This is a genomic window from Pseudomonas sp. UYIF39 (assembly GCF_029963765.1).
GTDB lineage: Bacteria > Pseudomonadota > Gammaproteobacteria > Pseudomonadales > Pseudomonadaceae > Aquipseudomonas.
Genome location: NZ_JALBYU010000009.1, coordinates 227,437 through 249,022 on the forward strand (window position 1 = coordinate 227,437; position 21,586 = coordinate 249,022).

General features: G+C 57.0%; 27 protein-coding genes and 1 tRNA gene. 24 read left to right on the forward strand and 4 right to left on the reverse strand.

Annotation, left to right across the window (positions count from 1 at the left end; all coding sequences use genetic code 11):
* Positions 1 to 134: 134 nt before the first annotated feature.
* Positions 135 to 1,526 carry a GABA permease gene (gene gabP, locus MO767_RS15050; RefSeq protein WP_282481138.1) on the reverse strand — a complete coding sequence of 464 codons (1,392 nt, stop codon included), beginning with the start codon at positions 1,524 to 1,526 and terminating at the stop codon, positions 135 to 137.
* 216 nt (positions 1,527 to 1,742) lie between these two features.
* Entirely contained in the window at positions 1,743 to 1,964 is a 222-nt protein-coding gene (locus MO767_RS15055; protein WP_282481139.1) for a hypothetical protein, read from the reverse strand.
* Between the two features lie 115 nt (positions 1,965 to 2,079).
* On the opposite strand from MO767_RS15055, the gene MO767_RS15060 reads away from it, so the two are divergent.
* The 19 genes from MO767_RS15060 (at position 2,080) to MO767_RS15150 (ending at position 15,167) form a co-directional block, all read left to right on the forward strand.
* Positions 2,080 to 2,853: an ABC transporter ATP-binding protein gene (locus tag MO767_RS15060; protein ID WP_027922189.1), complete on the forward strand. Its 774-nt coding sequence runs from the start codon at positions 2,080 to 2,082 to the stop codon at positions 2,851 to 2,853.
* A gap of 13 nt (positions 2,854 to 2,866) precedes the next feature.
* On the forward strand, positions 2,867 to 3,613 hold the full coding sequence (locus MO767_RS15065; RefSeq protein ID WP_282481140.1) for an ABC transporter substrate-binding protein: 747 nt from the start codon (positions 2,867 to 2,869) through the stop codon (positions 3,611 to 3,613).
* Between the two features lie 78 nt (positions 3,614 to 3,691).
* Positions 3,692 to 4,387: an ABC transporter permease gene (locus tag MO767_RS15070; RefSeq protein ID WP_149416717.1), complete on the forward strand. Its 696-nt coding sequence runs from the start codon at positions 3,692 to 3,694 to the stop codon at positions 4,385 to 4,387.
* Positions 4,384 to 5,073, forward strand: coding sequence for an ABC transporter permease (locus MO767_RS15075; protein ID WP_282481141.1), 690 nt, complete (start codon positions 4,384 to 4,386; stop codon positions 5,071 to 5,073). The genes MO767_RS15070 and MO767_RS15075 overlap by 4 nt, the downstream gene beginning before the upstream one ends.
* Entirely contained in the window at positions 5,054 to 6,283 is a 1,230-nt protein-coding gene (locus MO767_RS15080; RefSeq protein WP_282481142.1) for a methyltransferase, read from the forward strand. Before MO767_RS15075 ends, MO767_RS15080 begins: the two co-directional genes overlap by 20 nt.
* A 298-nt stretch (positions 6,284 to 6,581) precedes the next feature.
* The gene (locus MO767_RS15085) at positions 6,582 to 7,823 is read left to right on the forward strand and encodes a nucleoside deaminase (RefSeq protein WP_282481143.1); all 1,242 of its coding nucleotides are present in this window, start codon (positions 6,582 to 6,584) and stop codon (positions 7,821 to 7,823) included.
* Positions 7,824 to 7,952: 129 nt separating this feature from the next.
* Positions 7,953 to 8,028: transfer RNA gene (locus MO767_RS15090), tRNA-Thr, on the forward strand.
* 197 nt (positions 8,029 to 8,225) lie between these two features.
* Entirely contained in the window at positions 8,226 to 8,732 is a 507-nt protein-coding gene (locus tag MO767_RS15095; protein ID WP_282481144.1) for a hypothetical protein, read from the forward strand.
* Positions 8,729 to 9,172, forward strand: coding sequence for a hypothetical protein (locus MO767_RS15100; protein ID WP_282481145.1), 444 nt, complete (start codon positions 8,729 to 8,731; stop codon positions 9,170 to 9,172). The genes MO767_RS15095 and MO767_RS15100 overlap by 4 nt, the downstream gene beginning before the upstream one ends.
* 1,202 nt (positions 9,173 to 10,374) lie before the next feature.
* On the forward strand, positions 10,375 to 10,533 hold the full coding sequence (locus MO767_RS15105; RefSeq protein WP_282481146.1) for a hypothetical protein: 159 nt from the start codon (positions 10,375 to 10,377) through the stop codon (positions 10,531 to 10,533).
* Positions 10,530 to 10,736: a hypothetical protein gene (locus MO767_RS15110; RefSeq protein ID WP_282481147.1), complete on the forward strand. Its 207-nt coding sequence runs from the start codon at positions 10,530 to 10,532 to the stop codon at positions 10,734 to 10,736. Before MO767_RS15105 ends, MO767_RS15110 begins: the two co-directional genes overlap by 4 nt.
* Before the next feature lie 20 nt (positions 10,737 to 10,756).
* Entirely contained in the window at positions 10,757 to 11,590 is an 834-nt protein-coding gene (locus tag MO767_RS15115; RefSeq protein WP_282481148.1) for a phage antirepressor N-terminal domain-containing protein, read from the forward strand.
* A gap of 84 nt (positions 11,591 to 11,674) precedes the next feature.
* Complete coding sequence (locus MO767_RS15120) at positions 11,675 to 11,914, forward strand: hypothetical protein (protein WP_282481149.1); 240 nt, start codon at positions 11,675 to 11,677, stop codon at positions 11,912 to 11,914.
* A gap of 57 nt (positions 11,915 to 11,971) precedes the next feature.
* Entirely contained in the window at positions 11,972 to 12,187 is a 216-nt protein-coding gene (locus MO767_RS15125) for a hypothetical protein (protein WP_282481150.1), read from the forward strand.
* Between the two features lie 166 nt (positions 12,188 to 12,353).
* Positions 12,354 to 12,629 carry a hypothetical protein gene (locus tag MO767_RS15130; RefSeq protein WP_282481151.1) on the forward strand — a complete coding sequence of 92 codons (276 nt, stop codon included), beginning with the start codon at positions 12,354 to 12,356 and terminating at the stop codon, positions 12,627 to 12,629.
* Positions 12,630 to 12,669: 40 nt separating this feature from the next.
* Positions 12,670 to 12,927 carry a hypothetical protein gene (locus MO767_RS15135; RefSeq protein ID WP_282481152.1) on the forward strand — a complete coding sequence of 86 codons (258 nt, stop codon included), beginning with the start codon at positions 12,670 to 12,672 and terminating at the stop codon, positions 12,925 to 12,927.
* 283 nt (positions 12,928 to 13,210) lie between these two features.
* Positions 13,211 to 14,290, forward strand: coding sequence for a hypothetical protein (locus MO767_RS15140; RefSeq protein WP_282481153.1), 1,080 nt, complete (start codon positions 13,211 to 13,213; stop codon positions 14,288 to 14,290).
* Positions 14,260 to 14,625 (forward strand): STAS-like domain-containing protein, encoded by a 366-nt coding sequence (locus MO767_RS15145; RefSeq protein WP_282481154.1) that lies wholly within the window; start codon positions 14,260 to 14,262, stop codon positions 14,623 to 14,625. The genes MO767_RS15140 and MO767_RS15145 overlap by 31 nt, the downstream gene beginning before the upstream one ends.
* Positions 14,626 to 14,639: 14 nt before the next feature.
* Positions 14,640 to 15,167, forward strand: coding sequence for a hypothetical protein (locus MO767_RS15150; RefSeq protein WP_282481155.1), 528 nt, complete (start codon positions 14,640 to 14,642; stop codon positions 15,165 to 15,167).
* 60 nt (positions 15,168 to 15,227) lie between these two features.
* Here the strand turns inward: MO767_RS15150 and MO767_RS15155 are convergent, their stop codons facing one another.
* Both MO767_RS15155 and MO767_RS15160 read right to left on the reverse strand, forming a co-directional pair.
* The gene (locus tag MO767_RS15155; RefSeq protein WP_282481156.1) at positions 15,228 to 16,277 is read right to left on the reverse strand and encodes a phage portal protein; all 1,050 of its coding nucleotides are present in this window, start codon (positions 16,275 to 16,277) and stop codon (positions 15,228 to 15,230) included.
* Positions 16,277 to 18,037, reverse strand: coding sequence for a terminase ATPase subunit family protein (locus MO767_RS15160; protein WP_282481157.1), 1,761 nt, complete (start codon positions 18,035 to 18,037; stop codon positions 16,277 to 16,279). The genes MO767_RS15155 and MO767_RS15160 overlap by 1 nt, the downstream gene beginning before the upstream one ends.
* Before the next feature lie 156 nt (positions 18,038 to 18,193).
* Here MO767_RS15160 and MO767_RS15165 point away from each other — a divergent pair, with 156 nt between their 5' ends.
* The 5 genes from MO767_RS15165 to MO767_RS15185 all read left to right on the forward strand — a co-directional run bounded on the left by MO767_RS15165 (position 18,194) and on the right by MO767_RS15185 (position 21,561).
* The gene (locus MO767_RS15165; protein WP_282481158.1) at positions 18,194 to 19,036 is read left to right on the forward strand and encodes a GPO family capsid scaffolding protein; all 843 of its coding nucleotides are present in this window, start codon (positions 18,194 to 18,196) and stop codon (positions 19,034 to 19,036) included.
* Between the two features lie 36 nt (positions 19,037 to 19,072).
* A complete protein-coding gene (locus tag MO767_RS15170) occupies positions 19,073 to 20,077 on the forward strand; it encodes a phage major capsid protein, P2 family (protein WP_282481159.1) in 1,005 nt (334 codons plus the stop codon).
* Between the two features lie 2 nt (positions 20,078 to 20,079).
* Positions 20,080 to 20,784, forward strand: coding sequence for a terminase endonuclease subunit (locus MO767_RS15175; RefSeq protein ID WP_282481160.1), 705 nt, complete (start codon positions 20,080 to 20,082; stop codon positions 20,782 to 20,784).
* A 100-nt stretch (positions 20,785 to 20,884) separates the two neighbouring features.
* Positions 20,885 to 21,349 (forward strand): head completion/stabilization protein, encoded by a 465-nt coding sequence (locus MO767_RS15180; protein WP_282481161.1) that lies wholly within the window; start codon positions 20,885 to 20,887, stop codon positions 21,347 to 21,349.
* Positions 21,349 to 21,561: a tail protein X gene (locus tag MO767_RS15185; protein WP_076383323.1), complete on the forward strand. Its 213-nt coding sequence runs from the start codon at positions 21,349 to 21,351 to the stop codon at positions 21,559 to 21,561. The genes MO767_RS15180 and MO767_RS15185 overlap by 1 nt, the downstream gene beginning before the upstream one ends.
* Positions 21,562 to 21,586 lie beyond the last annotated feature (25 nt).

Consider the following 21,586-nt stretch of genomic DNA (forward strand, 5'->3'; position numbering starts at 1 on the left):
TTGTCTGACTTCACGACTGCTTCGCAGCCGAACGCAGGCTTCGCCAGCTGCTACAAGGTGTGCGCTGCCAGGTAAAAACAAAAACGGCCGCTTGTCATCACTGACAGCGGCCGTTTTGCGTTATGCGGTGCGAATCAGTTCAGCACTACCGCACCCATCTTCTGCAGCTTGCGACGGCGAGCCACAAACAAACCGGCAGCCACCACCAGCAAACTCAGCAGACCGGTCGCGAGGATCTCCACGCGATGCGCTTCCTGGAACAACATGATCGTCAGGGCCGCAACGATGAAGATGATCACCGCGTAGGTCAGGGCCGGGAACAGCCACATGCTGAAGGCGATTTTTTCACCACGAGCCATACGCTGCTTGCGCATACGCAGTTGCGAGATTGCGATCACCAAGTACACCAGCAGCGCGATAGCGCCGGAGCTGGCCAGCAGGAATTCGAACACGGCGGCCGGGGCCACGTAGTTGGCGAAAACTGCGACGAATGCAGCGCCAGTGGACAACATGACGGCCCAGTACGGCGTGCCGCTCTTGTTGGTGCGCTGGGAAACGGCCGGTGCATCACCGCGCTTGCCCAGGGAGAACATCATGCGCGAGGCGGTGTACAGCGCCGAGTTCAGGCAACTGGTCACAGCAACCAACACAACGATGTCGACGATCAGCTTGGCATTCGGGATGCCCATGCGTTCAAGCACAGTCTGGTAGGAGCCGACGCTGGCCAGAATCGGGTCGTTCCATGGCACCAGGGCCACAACGATGAAGATCGACACGAGGTAGAACAAGCCAATCCGCCAGATCACCGAGTTGGTGGCCTTGGAGATTTGCTGGCCAGGGTTCTTCGATTCCGCGGCCGCAATGGTCACGATCTCGGTGCCCATGAAGGAAAACATGGTGGTCAGGATCGCGCCCAACACTGCGCCCATGCCGTTTGGCAGGAAGCCTTGGGTGTCGAACAGGTGCGAAACGCCGCTGACCTGGCTGTTCGGCAGGAAGCCGAAGATCGCCAGAATGCCGAGGCCAATGAAACCGATAATCGCCACGACTTTGACCAGGGCGAACCAGAATTCGAATTCACCGTAGTTCTTCACGCTGAACAAGTTCGTCACCGTCAGCAGCAAGGTGATGATCAACGTGAACGCCCAGATCGCCACATTCGGGAACCAGGCATGCAGGATGGTCGCGGCGGCGTTGGCTTCCAGCGGAATCACCAACACCCAGAACCACCAGTAGAGCCAGCCGATGGTGAAACCGGCCCAGTGACCGATCGCGCGATCGGCATACGTCGAGAAGGAGCCAGTGTCCGGCGATGCGACGGCCATCTCGCCGAGCATGCGCATCACCAGCACCACCAGCATACCGGCGGCGGCGTAGGCCAACAGCACGGCCGGGCCTGCGGCGGCGATGGCATGGCCGGAGCCGACGAACAGGCCGGCGCCGATAACCCCGGCGATCGACAACATGGTCACATGACGCGGTTTGAGCCCTTGTTCGAGGCCATTGGAGCTTGGGGTACTGCTCATTGAAACTACCTTTGTAAGGGGAAGCGATTTGCATCCATCCCGTCTGGCGTTCCTTCTCGTAAAAAGAAAGCAACGGGGCGTTCCGGATTCTGCACGCAATAATTGCGCCAAAATATTTCAGAGTGCCCAAGCATGGGGCTCTCCGCTTGACCGGACAGTCATCGCAAGTCATTGAGATTAATGGCAATTCGCCAGAGCGTTACCCTGCGACCCACTTTAAGAACGAAACGGCGCACCAGAAACACACCCAAAAATATAGCGCCGCACAATAAAAGTGCGGATCAGGAACGTTTGGCCGGTTAGCGCTTCCAACACCCCGTCAAAGCTGGCAACATCGCGCCCTTTTTTACGCGGCACCCGCGTGGCAGCTGGTTCAAACGGCTGTTCGGTTGATAACAGCGCGACAGTCTGCTGTACCGATGCGACAACCTGCCACATACCACCCGTTTACCGCCCGTAGCGCTGTTGGCTGCCATTCAGACGCTATGCTAGCTTGGCCGCCTCGCCAGGAAGGCCACCAACAGCAGGAGCGAAATACTTATGAGGAACGCACATGGCTGAGGCCACGCCCGCGCTTGAAATCCGCAACTTGCACAAACGCTACGGACAGCTTGAGGTGCTCAAAGGCATCTCGCTGACCGCCCGCGACGGCGATGTGATCTCGATCCTGGGTTCCTCCGGTTCCGGCAAGTCCACGTTCCTTCGTTGCATCAACCTGCTGGAAAACCCGCACCAGGGCCAGATCCTGGTGGCCGGCGAAGAACTCAAGCTCAAAGCCGCCAAGAACGGCGAACTGGTCGCAGCCGATGGCAAGCAGATCAATCGCCTGCGCAGCGAGATCGGTTTTGTGTTTCAAAACTTTAATCTCTGGCCGCACATGAGCGTGCTCGACAACATCATCGAAGCCCCGCGCCGGGTGCTCGGCCAGAGCAAAGCCGAAGCCATCGAAGTCGCCGAAGCCTTGCTGGCCAAGGTCGGCATTGCTGACAAGCGCCACGCCTACCCGGCACAACTCTCCGGAGGGCAGCAACAACGCGCGGCCATCGCCCGCACCCTGGCCATGCAGCCCAAGGTGATCCTGTTCGACGAGCCCACCTCCGCCCTTGACCCGGAAATGGTCCAGGAAGTACTTAATGTCATCCGTGCATTGGCCGAAGAAGGCCGCACCATGCTGCTGGTCACCCATGAAATGGGCTTCGCCCGTCAGGTGTCCAGCGAGGTGGTGTTCCTCCACCAGGGCCTGGTAGAAGAGCAAGGATCGCCACAGCAGGTGTTCGACAACCCGCTTTCGGCGCGCTGCAAACAATTCATGTCCAGCAACCGCTAACGGAGCTACCCGCATGCAGAACTACAAAAAGGTCTTCCTGGCAGCCGCCGTCACCCTGGCCTTCAGTGCCGGTGCCATGGCCGAAACCCTGAAGATGGGCATTGAAGCGGCCTACCCGCCGTTCAACAACAAAGATGCCAGTGGCAATGTCGTCGGCTTCGACAAAGAAATCGGCGACGCCCTGTGCGCCAAGATGAAAGTCGACTGCACCGTGGTCACGTCTGACTGGGACGGCATTATCCCGGCCCTGAACGCCAAGAAGTTCGACTTCCTGATCTCCTCGATGTCGATCACCGACGAGCGCAAGCAAGCGGTGGACTTCACCGACCCGTACTACTCCAACAAACTGCAATTCATCGCCAAGAAGGACGTCGACTTCAAAACCGACAAGGCTTCCCTGCAAGGTAAAGTGATCGGCGCGCAACGTGCGACCCTCGCCGGCACCTGGCTGGAAGACAACATGGAAGGCGTTGAAGTCAAACTCTACGACACCCAGGAAAACGCCTACCTCGACCTGACCTCAGGTCGTCTGGACGGCATCCTGGCGGACAAGTACGTCAACTATGAGTGGCTGAAAAGCGACGCCGGCCGTTCTTATGAGTTCAAAGGCGACCCGGTGGAAGAAAGCGACAAGATCGGTATCGCTGTACGTAAAGGCGATGAGATTCGTACGAAGCTGAACACCGCACTGAAAGAAATCGTCGCTGATGGCACCTACAAAAAGATCAACGACAAGTACTTCCCGTTCAGCATCTATTGATTCTGACCTGCCGGGCCGGCGCCGTTATTTGACGGCGCCAGTCCCTGGCATTGCCTGCCGCGATTTGAAAAGAAATCCATGACTATCGATCTCTACGGATTCGGCCCGGCGCTCGCCGCTGGCGCGCTGATGACTGTGAAACTGGCACTCTCGGCCTTGTGCCTGGGGCTGGTGCTCGGTCTGCTCGGCGCCTTGGCCAAGACTTCCCCGTACAAGCCGCTGCAATGGCTTGGCGGTACTTATTCAACCCTGGTTCGCGGCATCCCTGAATTGCTCTGGGTGTTGTTGATCTACTTCGGCACGGTCAACCTGATGCGTGCCCTGGGCGAGTTCTTCGGCAACCCCGACCTCGAACTCAATGCCTTCGCCGCTGGCGTAATTGCGTTGGGGCTGTGCTTCGGCGCCTACGCCACGGAAGTGTTTCGTGGTGCAATTTTGGCTATCCCCAAAGGTCACCGCGAAGCGGGTGTGGCGTTGGGCCTGTCGAAATTCCGTATCTTCACCAAACTGATCATGCCGCAGATGTGGCGCATCGCGCTGCCCGGGCTGGGCAACCTGTTCATGATCCTGATGAAAGACACCGCACTGGTATCGGTCATCGGCCTGGAAGAAATCATGCGTCACGCGCAAATCGGCGTAACCGTGTCCAAACAGCCGTTCACCTTTTATATGGTGGCCGCGTTCATGTACCTGGGCCTGACGGTTCTCGCCATGACCGGCATGTACTTCATGGAAAAACGCGCCGCTCGCGGCTTCGCGAGGAGTACCCAATGAACTGGGAAGTCATCATCAAGTGGCTGCCGAAACTGGCTCAGGGCGCGACGCTGACCCTGGAACTGGTGGCCATCGCCGTGATCGCCGGTTTGCTACTGGCAATTCCGCTGGGCATCGCGCGCTCGTCGCGACTCTGGTACGTGCGGGCATTCCCCTACGGCTACATCTTCTTTTTCCGCGGCACGCCGTTGCTGGTTCAGCTGTTCCTGGTCTACTACGGGCTGGCGCAGTTCGATGCGATCCGTAACAGCTCGATGTGGCCGTACCTGCGCGATCCGTTCTGGTGCGCAACCGCGACCATGACCTTGCACACCGCGGCCTACATCGCCGAGATCCTGCGCGGTTCAATCCAGGCGATTCCAAAGGGCGAGATTGAAGCTGCCCGGGCGCTGGGCATGTCCCGAGCCAAAGCGATGTTCTACATTATCCTGCCCCGCGCAGCGCGCATCGGTCTGCCGGCCTACAGCAACGAAGTCATCCTGATGCTCAAGGCCAGCGCCCTGGCCAGCACCGTGACCTTGCTGGAACTGACCGGGATGGCCCGCACCATCATTGCCCGGACCTACCTGCCGGTGGAGATCTTCTTCGCCGCTGGCATGTTCTACCTGCTGATGGCTTATGTGCTGGTTCGCGGCTTCAAGCTGCTGGAGCGCTGGCTGCGCGTCGATGCCTGCCAAGGGCGTTGATTGCTGCGTGCTGACGGGTGAGGCCTTACTCGCCCGTTTCGCGGCGCTGGATGCTTTTCTGATCGAGCATCAGGCGCTGTGGAAGCCTCGTCCGTTTACTCATCTGCAACTTCCTTGGGAAGCTTCCTACCCCGAGTTGTCTGTATGGCTACGCGGCAGGTCGTTGGAGGATGCGGAAAATGCTCATAACCAACCTGCTCTTCTCGATGCGCCGGAGCCCTTTGCTTCACTGGCCGCGTTTTCCCTTGAGCTTAGCGCTGTAGGTGAATTGCCGGCTCATGCACTCGAAGCAGCTGGCCATCGACTGGATGTCGATGTGCCGGGGCGCAAGTGGCAGCAGATTGAGGCGTTTGTCAGTCGGCTGGAATTTTCTGACGCGCCGAAGCATTGGCTGGATTGGTGTTCGGGCAAAGGCCACTTGGGTCGACGGTTGCTGACAGCCGGGCAACAGCTGACCTGCCTGGAATACGACCCGGCGCTGGTCGTCAGCGGTCAGGCACTCAGTCAGCGTCATCAATTGCATGCGCTTCATGTCGAGCAAGACGTGCTCGCGCCGGGTGCTGCCTCTTTATTGAATGCTGACCACACGCCGGTAGCGCTGCACGCCTGCGGTGATCTGCATGTGCGGCTGATGCAGCTCGCTAGCGCCTCCGGTTGCAAGCAGCTGGCCATTGCCCCTTGCTGCTACAACCGGATCAGTGTGAGCGAGTACCAGACGCTTTCCTCTGCGGGCATGCGATCCGACCTACAACTATCGCTCGAAGATCTCTCGCTGCCGATGAACGAAACCGTCACCGCTGGCGCTCGCGTCCGACGCCAACGCGACACCTCCATGGCCCGGCGCCTGGGTTTCGACCTGCTGCAACGGCAACTGCGCGGCGTTGACGAGTACCTGACCACCCCTTCTCTCCCCAGTGCCTGGCTGGATAAATCCTTCGCTGATTACTGCAATCATTTGGCCGCGCTTAAAGAGTTATCCACAATCGGACCGCAGAATTGGCCAGCACTTGAAGCCGCTGGTTGGCAGCGATTGGCCGAAGTGCGCAATCTCGAACTACTGCGCGGACTTTTCCGACGCCCATTGGAGCTGTGGCTGGTACTCGATCGAGCCCTTTTCCTCGCCGAGCAAGGGTATGCGGTTCGCCTCGGAACCTTCTGCGAAACCCCGCTTACACCGCGTAATTTCCTGATCCTGGCTGAGCGCCCTTAAAGCGCCTCTGCCTGTGGATAACTCTGGGGATGAAATTATCATGGATCCAATATATACAGCTGTTTCGGAGCTGAAACACAAGTGTTCAATTTTCGTACACCTGTAAAAAAAGCGGAAAAACAGGCATTTGCGATCAAATGAGAACGGCTCCGCAAATTTGCCTCTAAGCAGGTGCGGTACAAATCCCGTTGTGCATAAGCGTTCAGCCAAAACAACATAAACGACCTGCGAAACCTCGACTATCTTTGCCAAACGCCAGAATTGCCTGGTGTTCAAACAGCAAGGAGCTAGGAAAACCATGAGCACATTGAACAGTGCGCAGGAAGCCGTCGATACCGTCGCCAACCAAGCCATTGATGCTGCGCTGCAGCAAACCTTCGCAGTGGGTGGCGCCATCATCAACAACGCAACGGGCGAGGTCATCGCCGCGCTGCACAACAACGTGCTGATGCCTTTCCCCGGCAGTGCCACCACGTACTTTCTACCTCATGACCCGACCGCTCACGGCGAGCGGCAATTGGTGGACTGGTACTACGAAAACGTCGCGCCATTGAACCTGCAACCGCCCAATCAGTTGACTGTCGTCACCACGCTGGACCCGTGCGCCATGTGCGCTGGTTCACTGCTGACTGCAGGATTCAACGTCGCCGTCAGTGCGATCGATGACTACGCAGGCATCAACTACAACAGCCAGTTCACCTTTCCATCGCTGCCGCCGCAGATCCGCCAACAGGCGCAGGACACCTGGGGTTATTACGCGATCGCGGCGCCGGTCAGCCGGGCTTATCAAGGTTCGACCAGTCCGGTGTTTGGTGGCCAGACCATCGACTCGGCGGCTTACTTCCTCACCAGTTCGATCTTCTCCGCCAGCGTCAACACCGTACGCGAGGCCAGCAACAACAGCGGTCTGCCGCCGGATCAACTGCAAAACCCGGCAAACCTTCCGGCCAACAGCAAAGTCCGCCAGGCACTGACTGCGCTCAGCCCGTTTGCGCTGACCGTGCAATCGGCCAACCCACGCGACCCCGGCGCAGAACTCGCCCCGCCACTGTTACAAACCGCACAGCACAGCCCGGTGTTCAACTCGGTAGCCCTCATCGATCCATTCGGCAACCTGCTGGTGTGTCTGGGAGGCGTTGAGAACCAGTCGCCGATTCGTACAGCGTTCATGGAAACCACCCGCAACTACGCGGTCATGCGCTGGACCCTGATGAACGACCCCGACCCGGCAGTTCGCGCCCAGGCCGAGCAATACCTGACGCATCCAAAGTACGGCACCTTTGTCTTCCTCTACGCCCCCGACCCCACCACCCCGCAGGCCGTGATGACCTTCGGCGCGTATGGTTCGACCATGGAAGGCCCCGTGCCGCAGAGCTATCCGTCCAACCTCCAATACGTTCTGCTGCCGGGCAACACCACCGCCCAAGCGTTGTCGACACTGGCCCAGAACCTGCCGCCGTTCTACACGCAAAGCGTGCAAGTGGCGCCCGCGCAGGTGCTGAGTCAGGACCTGATTAACGCGGTTAAAAACGGCGTGTAATGCTTTAAAGCAATCGCACTGGCCGGCCCCGCAGAAGCGTCCGCGGGGCCAGCCTGACGCCTGCGCAAAAATAGTCTGAATTCAGGGGTTTACAGAACCAACCCAATCGCTATAATCGTCGCCCAACACGCCGGTATAGCTCAGTTGGTAGAGCAACTGACTTGTAATCAGTAGGTCCCGGGTTCGACTCCTGGTGCCGGCACCATATAAAACAAGGGCTTACAGCGATGTAGGCCCTTGTTGCATCAGCCAAACGTAATAACCCACGTAATAAGCCCGATCGAGCATTCCCCACGACCATCCTTCGAAACTTAAGGGCATGGGGTCAAGGTGCTGCTTTTAGGCGACTTACCGATCGTCCTGCACTTGTACAGGCAGGCCTGCAACCTTCCAGGTGAATGCATGGACAGCAGTGCCCTAGCGCCGACCCCTTACGACAATGGCGTAAAGGGTACCCAACAAGCCGGCCTTGTTGAGGATATCGGGGAGTCTGCAACCCCGCCTTTAACGGGGCAGTTCATAGAAAAAGCAATGATCGGCCTAGCAGCTGCTAGACCAGGCAAGTTCGGAGGTGAACTGGGCGCTCCTATGTTCACTGCGATGATCAATCATCTTTCGCACGAAAAAGAACAGGCAAAATCCTCCGAGATTGCGGCCCAGATCAAACTCGAAGCGGTAACAGCAGAACTCAACGCTCTCAACATCCAGAAAGTCAGGCTTGATGAGCGCCTGGAAAACCTTCGCAGCACAAGTAGAATTAAGCAGACCTGTGCGTTTTTAAGTCCCATTTTCTTCTCAGTAGCGATCGATCTTCACAAAGGCAACCTGAACATTTCAGTTGTTGTCGCTATCGCTTCCACTGTTCTGCTCGCAGTCAATTTTTTCGGATTCCGAGGTAAATCAGAATGAGTATTGGAATGGTTGAAAGCCTTAAAATTGTTCACGTGGAAGACCATGGGGTTCCGAACGAAGAGCACATCGCGATATCGGTCAAACAACGGTGCGACCTTTCGGACTTTTGCTTACTCATCGGTTTAGCTGGTATGGATGGCCGTGCTACGCCAGTTAAAGATCACATGCTTTGGTTCGGGTACGGACAGGTGAACCCTGGCGATTGGATCATTGTGTACACAGCGGCGGGCTCTACGAGAATTACTCCATTAGGTGACTCCGCTGGCTATGCGCGCGGCGCACGCGCCATTGCTATCCACTGGGGAAAGGAGCACACCATTTTTCAGAATAGAAGTTTGATTCCTATGATTGTTCGAATTGGTGCAGTTGGGATGGAAAAACAACCTGAGCCCCAATTCCAAGGTGTTTCGAAAGACGAGCAACGTAGATTGTTTTGAATCACCGAAGCATTTTGCCCGCTATCCAGTCCCAAGCTGATAACGAGGGTTCGATTCCCTTCACCCGCTCCACTATTTTCAAGGGCTCCAGACGTGTCAGTTTGAGCCTCAGCGTGTTTGGTGACAGTTCCGGTGACAGTTTGCGTGTGAGCGAGCTGATCCGCGAGAGAGAACCTGCCGCCACCCTCCCCTATAGCCAGTCCCGTTTTTATGTTGACCCACGGGAAACTGGTATTTTTGGTAAGTTTTTCCTCCCCCCTTCTGAAAGCTAAGAACCACACGGCTTGTAGACGATTTGATTAGGTAAGTTTTAAGTAATATCTAGAAATAACATTACCTTTTACCAAGGTCAGAAACCGAAAATAAAATATCTATATAATTCATATAGTTATATAAAAATTACTTCCCTCCTTACTCAAAAAAGCTAGTGCAAAGTAAGTGCTCAACACTGCATCGCGTGCGGGCTGTAGCAGGTTTTTCACCTCCACATACCTAAATTACTTGTTTCCCATGGGTCACCTGAAAATAGGGGCTTGAGATGGCGCTGCTGGGCGGTCGAAAAAGAGGGGGTGCGTGCAGGGTTCTGCAGGGTTTTCTCAGCCCCGGCTCGCCCAGGAGAGGCCCAGCGGGCGCTGTGGCAGGCCTGCTGCAGGTGTGCAGAAATTGAGACCAATTTAGCCCGCAGGCGTGGCGGGGGGACGACGGCGCGCGCCAGGTGAAGCCCCATCCAGCCGCGCCGATGCCGCCCCAAAACGGTGCGCTCCCGACGCTGCGGCCTCGCCCCCCCTCATCCGGACTCTCCAGCGACCAGCTGACCTTCGCCCGACTCGTCAACCGGTCACAGTCATGTAGGTGTTCCCCCACGACTGGGCAGCCCTCTGTAGCGGTAACGACAACGTAGGGTGATAGTAAATATTGTCGGGGGACTCTTGATCCCCGGACATTGACGGGCGTAAAGTGCGGACGTCGCTGCCAATTCAGCGATCCGGTTTGGTCGCCGGGATAAATCAAGGCGCAACAGCGCCCCATAACGATTGCAGGCGCTTTTTTTGTGTCCGCAACTTCGTGTTATGGCAGCTGTGCGTGGGAGGGCTTCGGCCCTGCCGGGTTCCTTGATCCCCGGTCGACCAACCTACGTACAGCTGCCACCCCCATTGCTTGGTCGCGATTGGTGGCAGCTCCTCAATTCAAGGAGCTACACGATGACCGCTCTCATTCCGTCCAAAATTCGCGCACTTGCCCACCGCCGCATGGCTCTCGCCGCGCTGCACGCCAACTCCTCCCTCTCCACTCGCCTCAAGCGCTACAACCATCACATGCACCAGGTGCGCATTCTGGAAACGCACGGCGGTGCCCTATGAGAAAGCCCTACGGTCTCACCGATGCGGATCTGTTTGAGTTGGAACGGGTGCGGGATTCGCTTGCCCTGGTGCACGCGCTCGCCCAGCAGGCTGATCACCCTGGGTTGTATCAGCCTCAGATGCTGGCCGGCTTCCTGGACCGGATCTGCGATGACCTGAACAGCGTAATTCGCTCTGCCAACAGCACCCAATCCCGCATCTAAATACTGAAAGGACTCACATCATGAACACCCAACTTATGCCCGTTCCGTTTTACGGCGACACCGTTGTGCTGGTTGGCAAAGACAACGCACCCTTTGTCGCTATGCGATCTATCGTAGAAAACATGGGACTGGCCTGGCAGGTGCAGCACAGAAAGATAAACGAGCGGTTCGGTTCAGTTGTCACCGAAATGGTGACAACTGGCGCCGACGGCAAACAGTACGGAATGACTTGCCTCCCCCTCCGCAAGCTTGCCGCCTGGCTCTACTCGATCAGCCCAAACAAGGTGGCGCCCGAGTTGCGCGACAAAATCGTCCAGTACCAGGAAGAATGCGACGAGGTGCTCTGGAATTACTGGACCAAGGGCGCGGCCGTTCGACCTGGTGCCGTCACCATCGCGCAACAAATCAGCCTTTCGAAACATCGCATGGTGCTGCTGAAAGAGCTGATGCGTAGCCGCAATCGGTCGATGCGGGACCTGCTTGGCGTCGAGATCACAAACCTATCCAACGCCATGGGCCTGCCTGTGCCAGATCTGGACGCCATCGGTACGGTCGAGCCGCCCCAAGCGGACGTGGTCGCAGACTTCTGGGGCGCGCTCCTGCAGCTGGACACCAAGGGCATCGTCTACAACCACTCCAAGGATCCGCAGTTGATCGCGCTGAACATGCCGCACCTGGTCGAACTGTTCGCTGCCAATGGCATCCAGACCGTGATCAGCACCGAGGTCACCACCGCGTTGAAGCGCTGCGCCGAGCCACAGTTCTTGGGATTAAAGGCGGTGGACAGCATCATTCGCAAAACCACGACCAAGTGCTGGGTGTTCAAGAAGGTCACCCAGATCCAAGCCCAATAGCGAGCGCAGCCTTACCGTCTGGGTAAGCAGCCGGTAAGCTACCTCCGCCACGTGACCTATAACGAACCGAAAGGAACCGCCGCCATGACCGAGCTGTGCACAGTAGATAGGCTGTATCAGGGTGATACCGTGGCGCTCTTGATGGAGCTGGCCGAGAACCCCAGCGAAAGGCTCGCGCAGCGGCTGGATGCCCTCACGGCACTGGGGATGTGGCCCCCGTCGCTGAAAATTCGTGATTTCCTGATTCGCTTCAAGAATAACCCAGCATGGGAGGCGCCATTGCGTGAGGTCGCTACGGCGGCGCTGGTGCGCAGCTTCGATTAATTCAAACAAAGGAACCCGGGGCGATAGTGCCACCGGTTCAATTAAGGAGCAGTAACGATGAGCAAGACCGATGCAGTGGACTACCTGATCAGGGCAATTGGTGACAACTCGAAAGGCAGCAACGCGCAACTGGCGGCCGTGGAAGCGCTGGGCGAAGCCGGTGGAGATCAGGCGATTGATCATCTGATCACCTTTGCCAGCGACGTGGCTCGTGGCAGTAACGCGCATATGGCAGTGATCAAGGCGCTCGGACGCGCCGCGCGCAACGCGTGATCCCGCGTTACGAGTAACGCCGTTTATGTTGAATCGGGGGGTACACCTGGACAAAGGGTGGCCCCCTTTTATTGCCCACTGAAGCCAGCACCACCTAGACTCGTAACCCGACACCCGGCCTGCTGGTTTTCGCAGAGTTGGCCACTCACTCGAAAAGGAAAGCACCATGTCCGACATTCATCAGGAATTACGCGGGCAACCGCTGTTGCCGAATGACCGAGCCCAAGGCGCCTGGTTTAGCATGCTGACCGAAATCATGGGGGCTCGCTCGAAAGCGGGCGCGCGGGAGACTTACCATCAGGCTCAGGGCTATATGGTTGCGCTGCATGATGTGGACTTGATCGACGCAACGGATTTGAAGCTCATGGGCACAACGGTCCTGCGCGCCCTGAATGACGCCTTGGAGCGTTTGCATGCAACAACAGACGCGAATAAGCCATGAGCGCGCGTGATGGTCACGACCCGTTCGCGGGACAGCACTGATGGCTCTGGTGTATCGCGGCATGGTCAACGTGGTGTTGATAGCGGCGGACGGCAGCGAGTACGTGACGTGCTTCCCGGCCATCCTCAACGAAACCATGCCAGGGCTGTTCGAAATGAGTACGCCGCACAAGCTGCCGGCGGCGCGCGACTCGCATACGATCCGCGTCATCCTGGACGACGGCCAGAGCCTCGGTGGTGACGTCGGCTATGTCGGCGACTTCGGCCTGACCTTCAGCCGGCCCCGGGGGCTCGAATGATCGGCGAAGCCATTCAAGAAGACGTGTTGCGCGCTGGGTGCCGGTGCGCTCCAAGCGCGAAAAGGTGCGCACCTGCCCGAGTCTAATCGCCGTGGGGCGGTTTGCTGATATGGGTGCGTGACCACCGGAGAACGGTGAGAAACAGGAGCATAAGGCCAGAAATAGACACCTGCCGCCATCTAAGCTCTTTGAACACGATTGACGTTGACCACATCGCTGCTCCGATCTATCGTTGCGCGTTTGCCCCAGATGAGGGCATCTGCGCGCCGAGATGTTGGACACAATGAAAAAGAGAACGGAATCAGACTTCCTCAAACAGGAACTTAAATCTCGCAGGGCTTTAATAAACGCGAGACATCCGCGCAAGTTCAGCTTACAAAAACTTGAAAACTCACGACGCAAGGTTCTTGGCCGAACCATCATAACTGCGCCATCGTCATTTTCGTTGTTTGAGCCCAACTATGACGCGTTTGCCGCCTTCCTGATAAGTCTAGAAAAGGCGACGTCAAAAGGAAGAGTGCTTATTGACTTGCAGCATGTTAAGTCCGTAAAGGTCTCGGCACTTTTGGTCCTTTACGCAAATATCGAGCAAACTCAAAAAAAGTTAAAAGACAACAGTATTATTAAAACAACTGGCGAGTGCTCCAGAGAAGTATCAATGTTCTTTCGAACCTTTGGACTTTGGAATTTAACTGGCGAGTCTAGAATGAGGTCGTTGAGAGCTTATGCAGACTCTATGGAAATTTGCACCATGCCACCACAAACTGTGGAACCTGACTATCATAGAAAACAGCTTAAAAAAGTTTTAATTTACGCGCAGCAAGCTGTAGAAAAAGTCGGGATGCACGAAGGGGCCCTGCTCGCTTATAACGCTGTAACCGAATCAATATCCAACGTATGGCAACATGCTTACGACAACAGTTTTTTTGATGAGCCGGTGCCGCTTGAACTCCAGAATTGGTGGATCATCGTCCAGCATGTAGGAGATCAGTTCTTCATCGCGATGTATGATATGGGCGCTAGTATTCCTACAACCATTAGCACCAAGCCATGGGCACATGAACTTATTGAAACAATTTCAAAGTACCTTGATATCAAAGTGCTTTCATCGGGCGACGCTAAAAGCATTAAGGCTGCTGTTGACTACGGGCGCTCGCGATTCAAGCGTGACAACCGAGGCAAAGGCCTGACTGAAGCAAAAGACTTTGTCCAAAAAAACCCCAAAGGGTCGATGTTAATTTACAGCGGACTAGGGCATTATGAGTACAAAACTGAGGGTGACAAGGAGATCCTTGAAACCTTAGGATCTTATTTTAAAGGGACCCTTATTCAGTGGAACTTAATGCTGGAGAAGAAAAAATGAAAGGTGAGAGAACAGTAATTGATGTTGGCAACGACTTCTCTGACATGCCTTTTGGACGTGACGAAAAAGATGGAGAATCTAACGGCCTTCGTTTTAGAAAAGAATTCTTACTTAAAGAACTCGAAAAGTTTGAATACGTTACAATTGATCTTACCAACACTCTCGGCTGCCCCTCTTCATTTGCCGACGAAGCGTTTGCCGGGTTAGTTATTTATGAAAATTTCAGTAAAGAAGAAGTGCTTCGTCGCTTGACGTTTATTTCCGAATACGAAAGCGTGAAGAGCAATATCCTGAAGTACATAAATGAAGCAAAACCAGCAGCGCAAATGAGGTAGATCGATTGGACCTCGTGAAATTACTTGCTGAAAGCGGATTACTGGCAATCATCGTAATGCTGGCTGGTTGGCTATTCGTTTTCAAGAACTCAAGAGCGCTACACAAGCAATCTGAAATCAACACGATTGCGGCAGGCATCGAAAAGACACTGCAAGAGATAGCGGACGAAAACTATAAATTCTGGAAAGATGCAGAAGACGACGACGACGCTCATTTAGCAAAAAGCAAGCTGTTCAGCTCTTACATAGAACACCGCTGCAATATAATCGAACGAAAAATCGGTATAATTTACGGCAAATGCTGCAACAGCTTAAATCCTGCAGTGGAAAAAATGCAGTTCACTGAGACTTGCATCAGCCTTATTGCCAAAATTCGTGACAAGTCAACCATTGACTCTGAGAAGCTAAAATTAGTTAAAGACAAGTACACAAGAATCAGTGCAATCAACAATCTGACTTTGAAGCTTTCCAACGAAATTCATAAGCTCATACTTACTAGATACCAGCCCATCAATGAATGGAAATGGCCGGAGAATTACTAGTAAGGAACAAATGCCGTGGAATCGCAGGCTTGTGGTCCAGCCTGCGTGATCGATGCAGCCTTATTCGATCGATTCAAACACCCTGAACCGAATCACTTCCTCTCCCAGCCACTCATTGACCTGCTGCAGGCGCGCCTGGATCGGCTCAAGCTCGTTCATTGCCCAGATCTGCGCGGCCTCTTTGATCGAGCCGAAGCCGCCGGCGTTTTGCGGAACGATGCCCATCAGCTGAGGGGGAATCCGCAGCGCCGCGAGCATGTCGTCGCGGCTGATGTTCTTGATCGAGCCGAACTCATCCTTCGCCGCCACCTCGCTGACCGGGATCAGTTGGATGCCATCCTTCTTGCCGCCGGGGGCATACATGAACAGGTTCCGGAAGTTGCCCGGCCCTTTGGCTGACTTCAACGCAGACCGGAGCGCGGAAACGTCCGTCTCGTTCTGCGCGGTGTCGGTCATGTACATGATGAAACCGGCGTGGCTGCCGTTGTTGTAGTACTTGCGCCGGAACAAGGTGGCGGACTCATTGAGCAGCGCGCTTTGCAGCGCCGGCAGCCACTCCGGAAGGCCGTAGATTTCCTGGTTGATGTCAGCCTCGCGCTGGTGGTAAACGGTCCCACGCTTGAACTCGTACTCATCTCGCCAGCCGCGCACCTGGTAATAGGTTTCGAGGTCCGCGCCGCGTCGCATGTACTTGCCCAGGGCGGGCTGCAGGCCCAGCGTGCTGCGCAGCATGTTTTCGCGCTTTTCCAGATAGCCGTTGCCGCACCAGAGGAAGTCCAGAGCGAATTGCTCGAACGTCTGCCGCGACAGCAACTTGTGGGGAATGAAGGTGCGGGCCAGCATGTTGCGTTTGAAATTCAGGCCCGATTGCAAAAATACGCTGGCTCGAGAGGACTTGGCCAACCCATCGAGGGACATCGGCGGTTCATACCACCGGCCGTTCAGCCAGCACTCCAAGTAGTCGAGGATCCCCCGCTCGTCGAGCACCGGCGTGGGATCTCCGAAGGTGAAGGCTTCCATCTTGCCGCCTGTTGCCGGCAGCACCTGTCCCTCGGCCGCAGCCGGGGCTGAAGTGGACGATTGCGTGGTTTCGCTGCGGCTGTTGCTCATCAGTAAATCTCCATGAAGCCGGTATTCGTTGAGGTTTGGCCCTCAAGCGGTTCGTTCTGTAATGCGTGGAAAAGCGCCCATGCGAGATCCGCGTGTCCGGTCTCGTCGGTGCGGCCTGCCGTGTAAGTGAACTGCCGGCCGCTGGCCGTGATGGTTTTGCGAATCGCCATGAGCGACTGGGCCATGTCGATCCAGCCGGCGTCGAACTCCAGGCGTCCTTTGTGAATAACGTCGTAGGCCTTGAGCACCAAGCGCGTCTTGACCTCGGGGGAATAGCTGAAGGTCGTCACGTTGGGGAAAAATTGGCGCACAAGCTGGGCCACGCCAGAGCCCATACCAGTGATGTCGATTCCGATGTATGTCACCCAGTAGCGCATCGTGACCAGGCGGATCGCCTCGGCCTGGGCGGCGAAGTCCATACCGCGGAACTGATGGCGCTCGAGCACGCGGAATTTCCCACCTGGAACAGTTGGCGGGGCCACGACCACCAGGCCGGAGCTGTCACCGGTTTCCGCCGGGTCGTAGCCAATCCACACCTGCCTATCGGCAAACGGCCGCGCGGCGAAAGGCTTGTAGTCCTCGGACCACTCGACCCAACTGTCGACCATGCAGGGCTGCAGGACGTTGAGCGGGAAGATGCTCGCCCCGTCGTCGACGAACTGGCACATGAGCAGGTTCGCGAAGGCGTCCGCGTTGTACTCGAGGCGCAGCTCTTCCAGGTCGAACAGATCACAGCCGCGCTGCTCGGCATCCAGGATGGTGACGATCTGGCGCCAGATCCGGTCCTCGCACAGCCGGCCCTGCTGCAGCGCATCGTGCGAAACGTCGAGTTTCAGCCGCTGGGCAACAGGCTTGCCCTTGTTGAAGCGCTCGCCGGTCCAGAACGTGTAGGCCTCATGCGCCATGCTCGATGGTGTCGAGAAGTAGGTGCGGCGGTATTGTTTCTGCATCGCCATGCCGCTGGCGACCTTGTTCAACTCGTTGAACTTGAAGGTCCAAAAGAATTCGTCGAAGTAGAAATTACCGTGGTAACCCTGAGCGGTTCGGGCGTTGGTACCGAGGAAATGCAGCTCGGCGCCGTTGGCCAGGATGATCGGGTCACCGGTGAGCTCTACGCCGCAAACCTCGCGGGCGAAGCCTTGTATGTATGCCTTGAAAATGTGCGCCTGGTTCTTCGACGCTGACAGGAATATCTGATTGCGTCCGGTGACCAGGGCATCAATGAACGCTTCCCGGGCAAAGTAGTAGGTGGCACCGATTTGCCGGCTTTTCAGGATTGCCCTGGTGCGCTGATTGCTCGCCCGGTACCAGTCCAACTGATAGCCAAAGCAGCCGTCTTTGAACGCCTCGGTCAACTGCTCGATTTGCTCTTCGCTGAACTCGTTGCGAGCCGCTTTCTTCTTTGGACCTTCGTTGCGTTTGGCCAGATTGGGGTTCAGATCCGTGTCGGTACCGCCGGCCTTGTAACGCTCGATCCGAGCCTGACGTTCCAGCTGACGGTGCAGCAGGTCAATTTCCTTGAAATCACCACCGGTCTTGCCATCCTTGAGGATCAACTGCACCAGGCGCGCTTCCAACGCACCACCGATGCGCTCGACGTTATCGGCCCGATCCCATTCGTCACGCGTTTTCCACGCGTGAACGGTCTTTTCCTTTTCATCCAGCATTTCGGCGATCGCACAGACCCGCAGGCCGGTCCAGTAGAGGAACTTGGCCTGACGGCGGTTATCGCGGATTGGAGTGGCGTCGGTTGTCGTCATGGCGGCGATGCTGACGCCTCGCGCGCGTGAAGGCGTAGCGATGTGCCATGTAGCGCCCGGACCTACAACTGGCGCTGATTGCCCGTAACGACGCTACTGCCGACGATGCACCTCAACGCAACTGCACCCAGCAGCACCGCTTTGAGGACTCGCTCAATGAAAAAGAAGTTTCGCTCCAAATGGTTCCGCGTCGCCGTCGAAGGTGCGACCACTGACGGTCGTCAAATCGAGCGCCAGTGGCTGGTCGATGCCGCTGAAACCTACAACCCGAACACCTACGCCGCTCGCGTCTGGGTGGAACACTACCGCAGCGTCCTGCCCGACAGCCCGTTCCGTGCTTATGGCGATGTGCTGGCCGCGAAGACTGAAGAAGTCGACGTCAATGGCGTTAAGAAGCTGGCTCTGTTCGTTCAGATCGAGCCGACCGCCGACCTGATCGCCATGAACAAGGCGCGCCAGAAGCTGTACACCAGTATCGAGATTTCGCCGAAATTCGCTGATACCGGCCGCGCTTACCTTGACGGGTTGGCTGTCACCGATTCACCGGCGAGCCTGGGCACCGAAATGCTCACCTTCAGCGCGCAGAACCCTGATGCCTCGCCGCTGAAGGCCCGAAAAAGCAAACCGGACAACTTGTTTTCGGAGCTGGTCGAAGCGCAGTTGGAGTTTGACGAAGTCGTCGAAACCCCGAGCGTGATCGACGGCCTGTTCTCCCGCGTTTCCGATTTGCTCGGCCGGAGCAAAGCCAAGGCCAACAAGGACGACGCTCAGTTTTCCGAATTGAACGACGCCGTCGAGGCTCTGGCAGGTCACGCCGCCGATCAGGCCAAAGTCGTCGCCTCAGCCGATGAAGCGCTGAAGTCTCTCCAAGGCAAACACGAAAAGCTGACCACCGACTTCGCGGACCTGATCAAGCGCCTGGGCGAAACCCAGGACCACAGCCAAACCAACCGCCCAGCCGCGACCGGCGGCGACGGCGCTGCGCTGACCGCCTACTGATCAAGTCGGCCCTTACAAGCTCCCCAGGAGAACACCATGCGTAACGAAACACGGCTTGCCTTCAACGGCTTCACCAAACAGGTTGCATCGATCAACGCCGTCGGGTCAGTGGCGGAGAAATTCACCGTCACCCCTTCTGTTCAGCAGAAGCTGGAAACGGCTATTCAGGAATCCAACGCCTTCCTGAAAAAAATCAACGTGCTGGGCGTCGACGAAAAAGACGGCGAGGCCATTGTTCTGGGCGTCGGCTCGACGATTGCCGGCCGCACCGACACCAGCCTGGCCGCACGCAACCCTCGCGGCGTCAGCTCGCTCAAGAACGACACGTACAGCTGCAAAAAGACCGACTTCGACACCGCGATTCCTTATGCGCTGCTGGATGCCTGGGCAAAATTCCCCGATTTCCAGGCTCGCCTGTCCGGTGCGATCGTTGAGCGCCAGGCGCTTGACCGCATCATGATCGGCTTCAACGGCACCAGCGCTGCGCCTACGACCGATCGGGCCACCCACCCATTGCTGGAAGACGTGAACGTGGGCTGGCTGGAGAAATACCGCACCAAAGCGCCAGAACGTGTGCTGAGCAGCGGCAAGGTTGCTGGCAAAGTCACCATCGGCCCGACTGGTGACTACAAAACCCTCGACGGCCTGGTTTACGACGCCATCCAGCTGCTGGACCCATGGCACCGCAAACGTCCGGACTTGGTCGTACTGGTCGATCGCAACCTGCTGCACGCGAAGTTCCTGGCCAACATCGAAGGCGCAGCCGACAACGAAAACGAGTTGGCAGCCGCGCGGATCCTCGCTAACGGCACCTTGGGCGGCTTGCCGATCGAAGACGCACCGTTCTTCATCGACGGCGGCATCATGATCACCACGCTGAAGAACCTGTCGATCTACTTCCAGATCAGCAGCCGTCGTCGCATGACCAAGGACGAGCCAGAGCGTGATCGCATCGCCGATTATCAATCGTCGAACGAGGACTACGTGATCGAAGACTTCGGTCTCGGCGCCCTGGTCGAAAACATCGAAGAGGCCGCGTAACAATGGCCCTCTCCCTCGCTCAACGTCACCGGCTGAAGGCGCTTGCCTCGCAGGAGGCTGCTGCCGCTTCGCCCGCCGTTTCGATGGCGGGCGGGACGGCCTACGAAATGCAGCTGGCCCAGCTGCTGCAGGATCGTCTGCGCCTGAAACAGATCCAGTCGAACGAAGGCAAAGCCGCGCTCAAGTTGCAGCTTCTGCCGGCTTACGTGCCTTACGTCGACGGTGTTCTGGCGACGGGCAACGGCGCCCAGGACGAAGTACTCACCACCATCATGATCTGGCGTGTAGATGCCGCCGACTACAACGGCGCGCTCGATATCGCAGCGTATGTGTTGCAGCACAACCTACTGATGCCCGACCGCTTCGAACGTACCACCGGCTGCCTGATCGCTGAAGAAGTCGCCGAAGCGGCGTTGAGCTCTCAGAAAACCGGTGGTGGATTCGACCTGGCCATCTTGCATCGGACGATGGAGTTGACCGCCGAGCAAGACATGCCGGACGAAGCCAGAGCCAAGCTGTATCTGGCTACAGGGCGCGCCACGGTGGCTGGTCTGAGCGCCGATAACCCGGGCCAACCCGGTCAGGTAATGGCCGGTATTGAACTGCTGAAACGAGCCATTGAGCTGAACAACAGCTGCGGTGGCAAGAAGGATCTGGAAGGCGCTGAACGCCTCCTGAAAAAGATTGCTCCCCCACCAGGGAGCTGACTGAGCGTACCCCGCAACCCCGGCGGCCCGGGGGTGAACAGCAGGTTTCTCTCCTTTCCTTGCTGTGACGCCCCGGCCACCGCCGACTTAGGGCTGAACCATGAGCGGATTTATTGCCACCGGCAGCACCGATGAACCCTTTGTCATCACCAATGACGGGTTCTGGCCTGACATCGATGTCGTACACCTGCGATCCGCTATTCGCTTGGATGGCAGCATCACCGACGCACGCATTGAAGTCGTGACCGTCAACGCGTTGATCCAGGTGAACGGCGAACTGGCCAAGGTGAAGCTGAATCATGTGGAGAACGGATACACCACCATCGCGGCTGTGCCGGCGCTTGAAGTTAATGGCGAAAGCCACTTCATCCACCTTTACCGCCGTTCGATCTATTGCAGCGTTGGAGCTGAGCTCGCTGAGCGATATCGCAGCTACGACACCAGCGTCGACGGCAACAAGAACGCAGACGAACTGACACCTTCGGTCGATGAATACCGTCGTGACGCCCGCTTCGCCATTCGCGATCTATTAGGCGTCGGCCATTCCACCGTGGAGCTCATCTGATGACGACCTCCGTGTATGCCGCTCAGGGCGACACCGTCGACGCCATTTGCTGGCGGGTCTACGGCCGCACTGCCGGCATCACCGAGGCAGTCCTTGAGGCAAACCCGGGGCTATCAGATTTCGGCACAATCATTCCGCACGGCACGCTGGTAGCGCTCCCGGATATCGCGCCGCAAGCCCCGGAGCTGCAAATGGTGAACCTATGGGATTGAGTCATCCGAAATCGCAAGCACACAC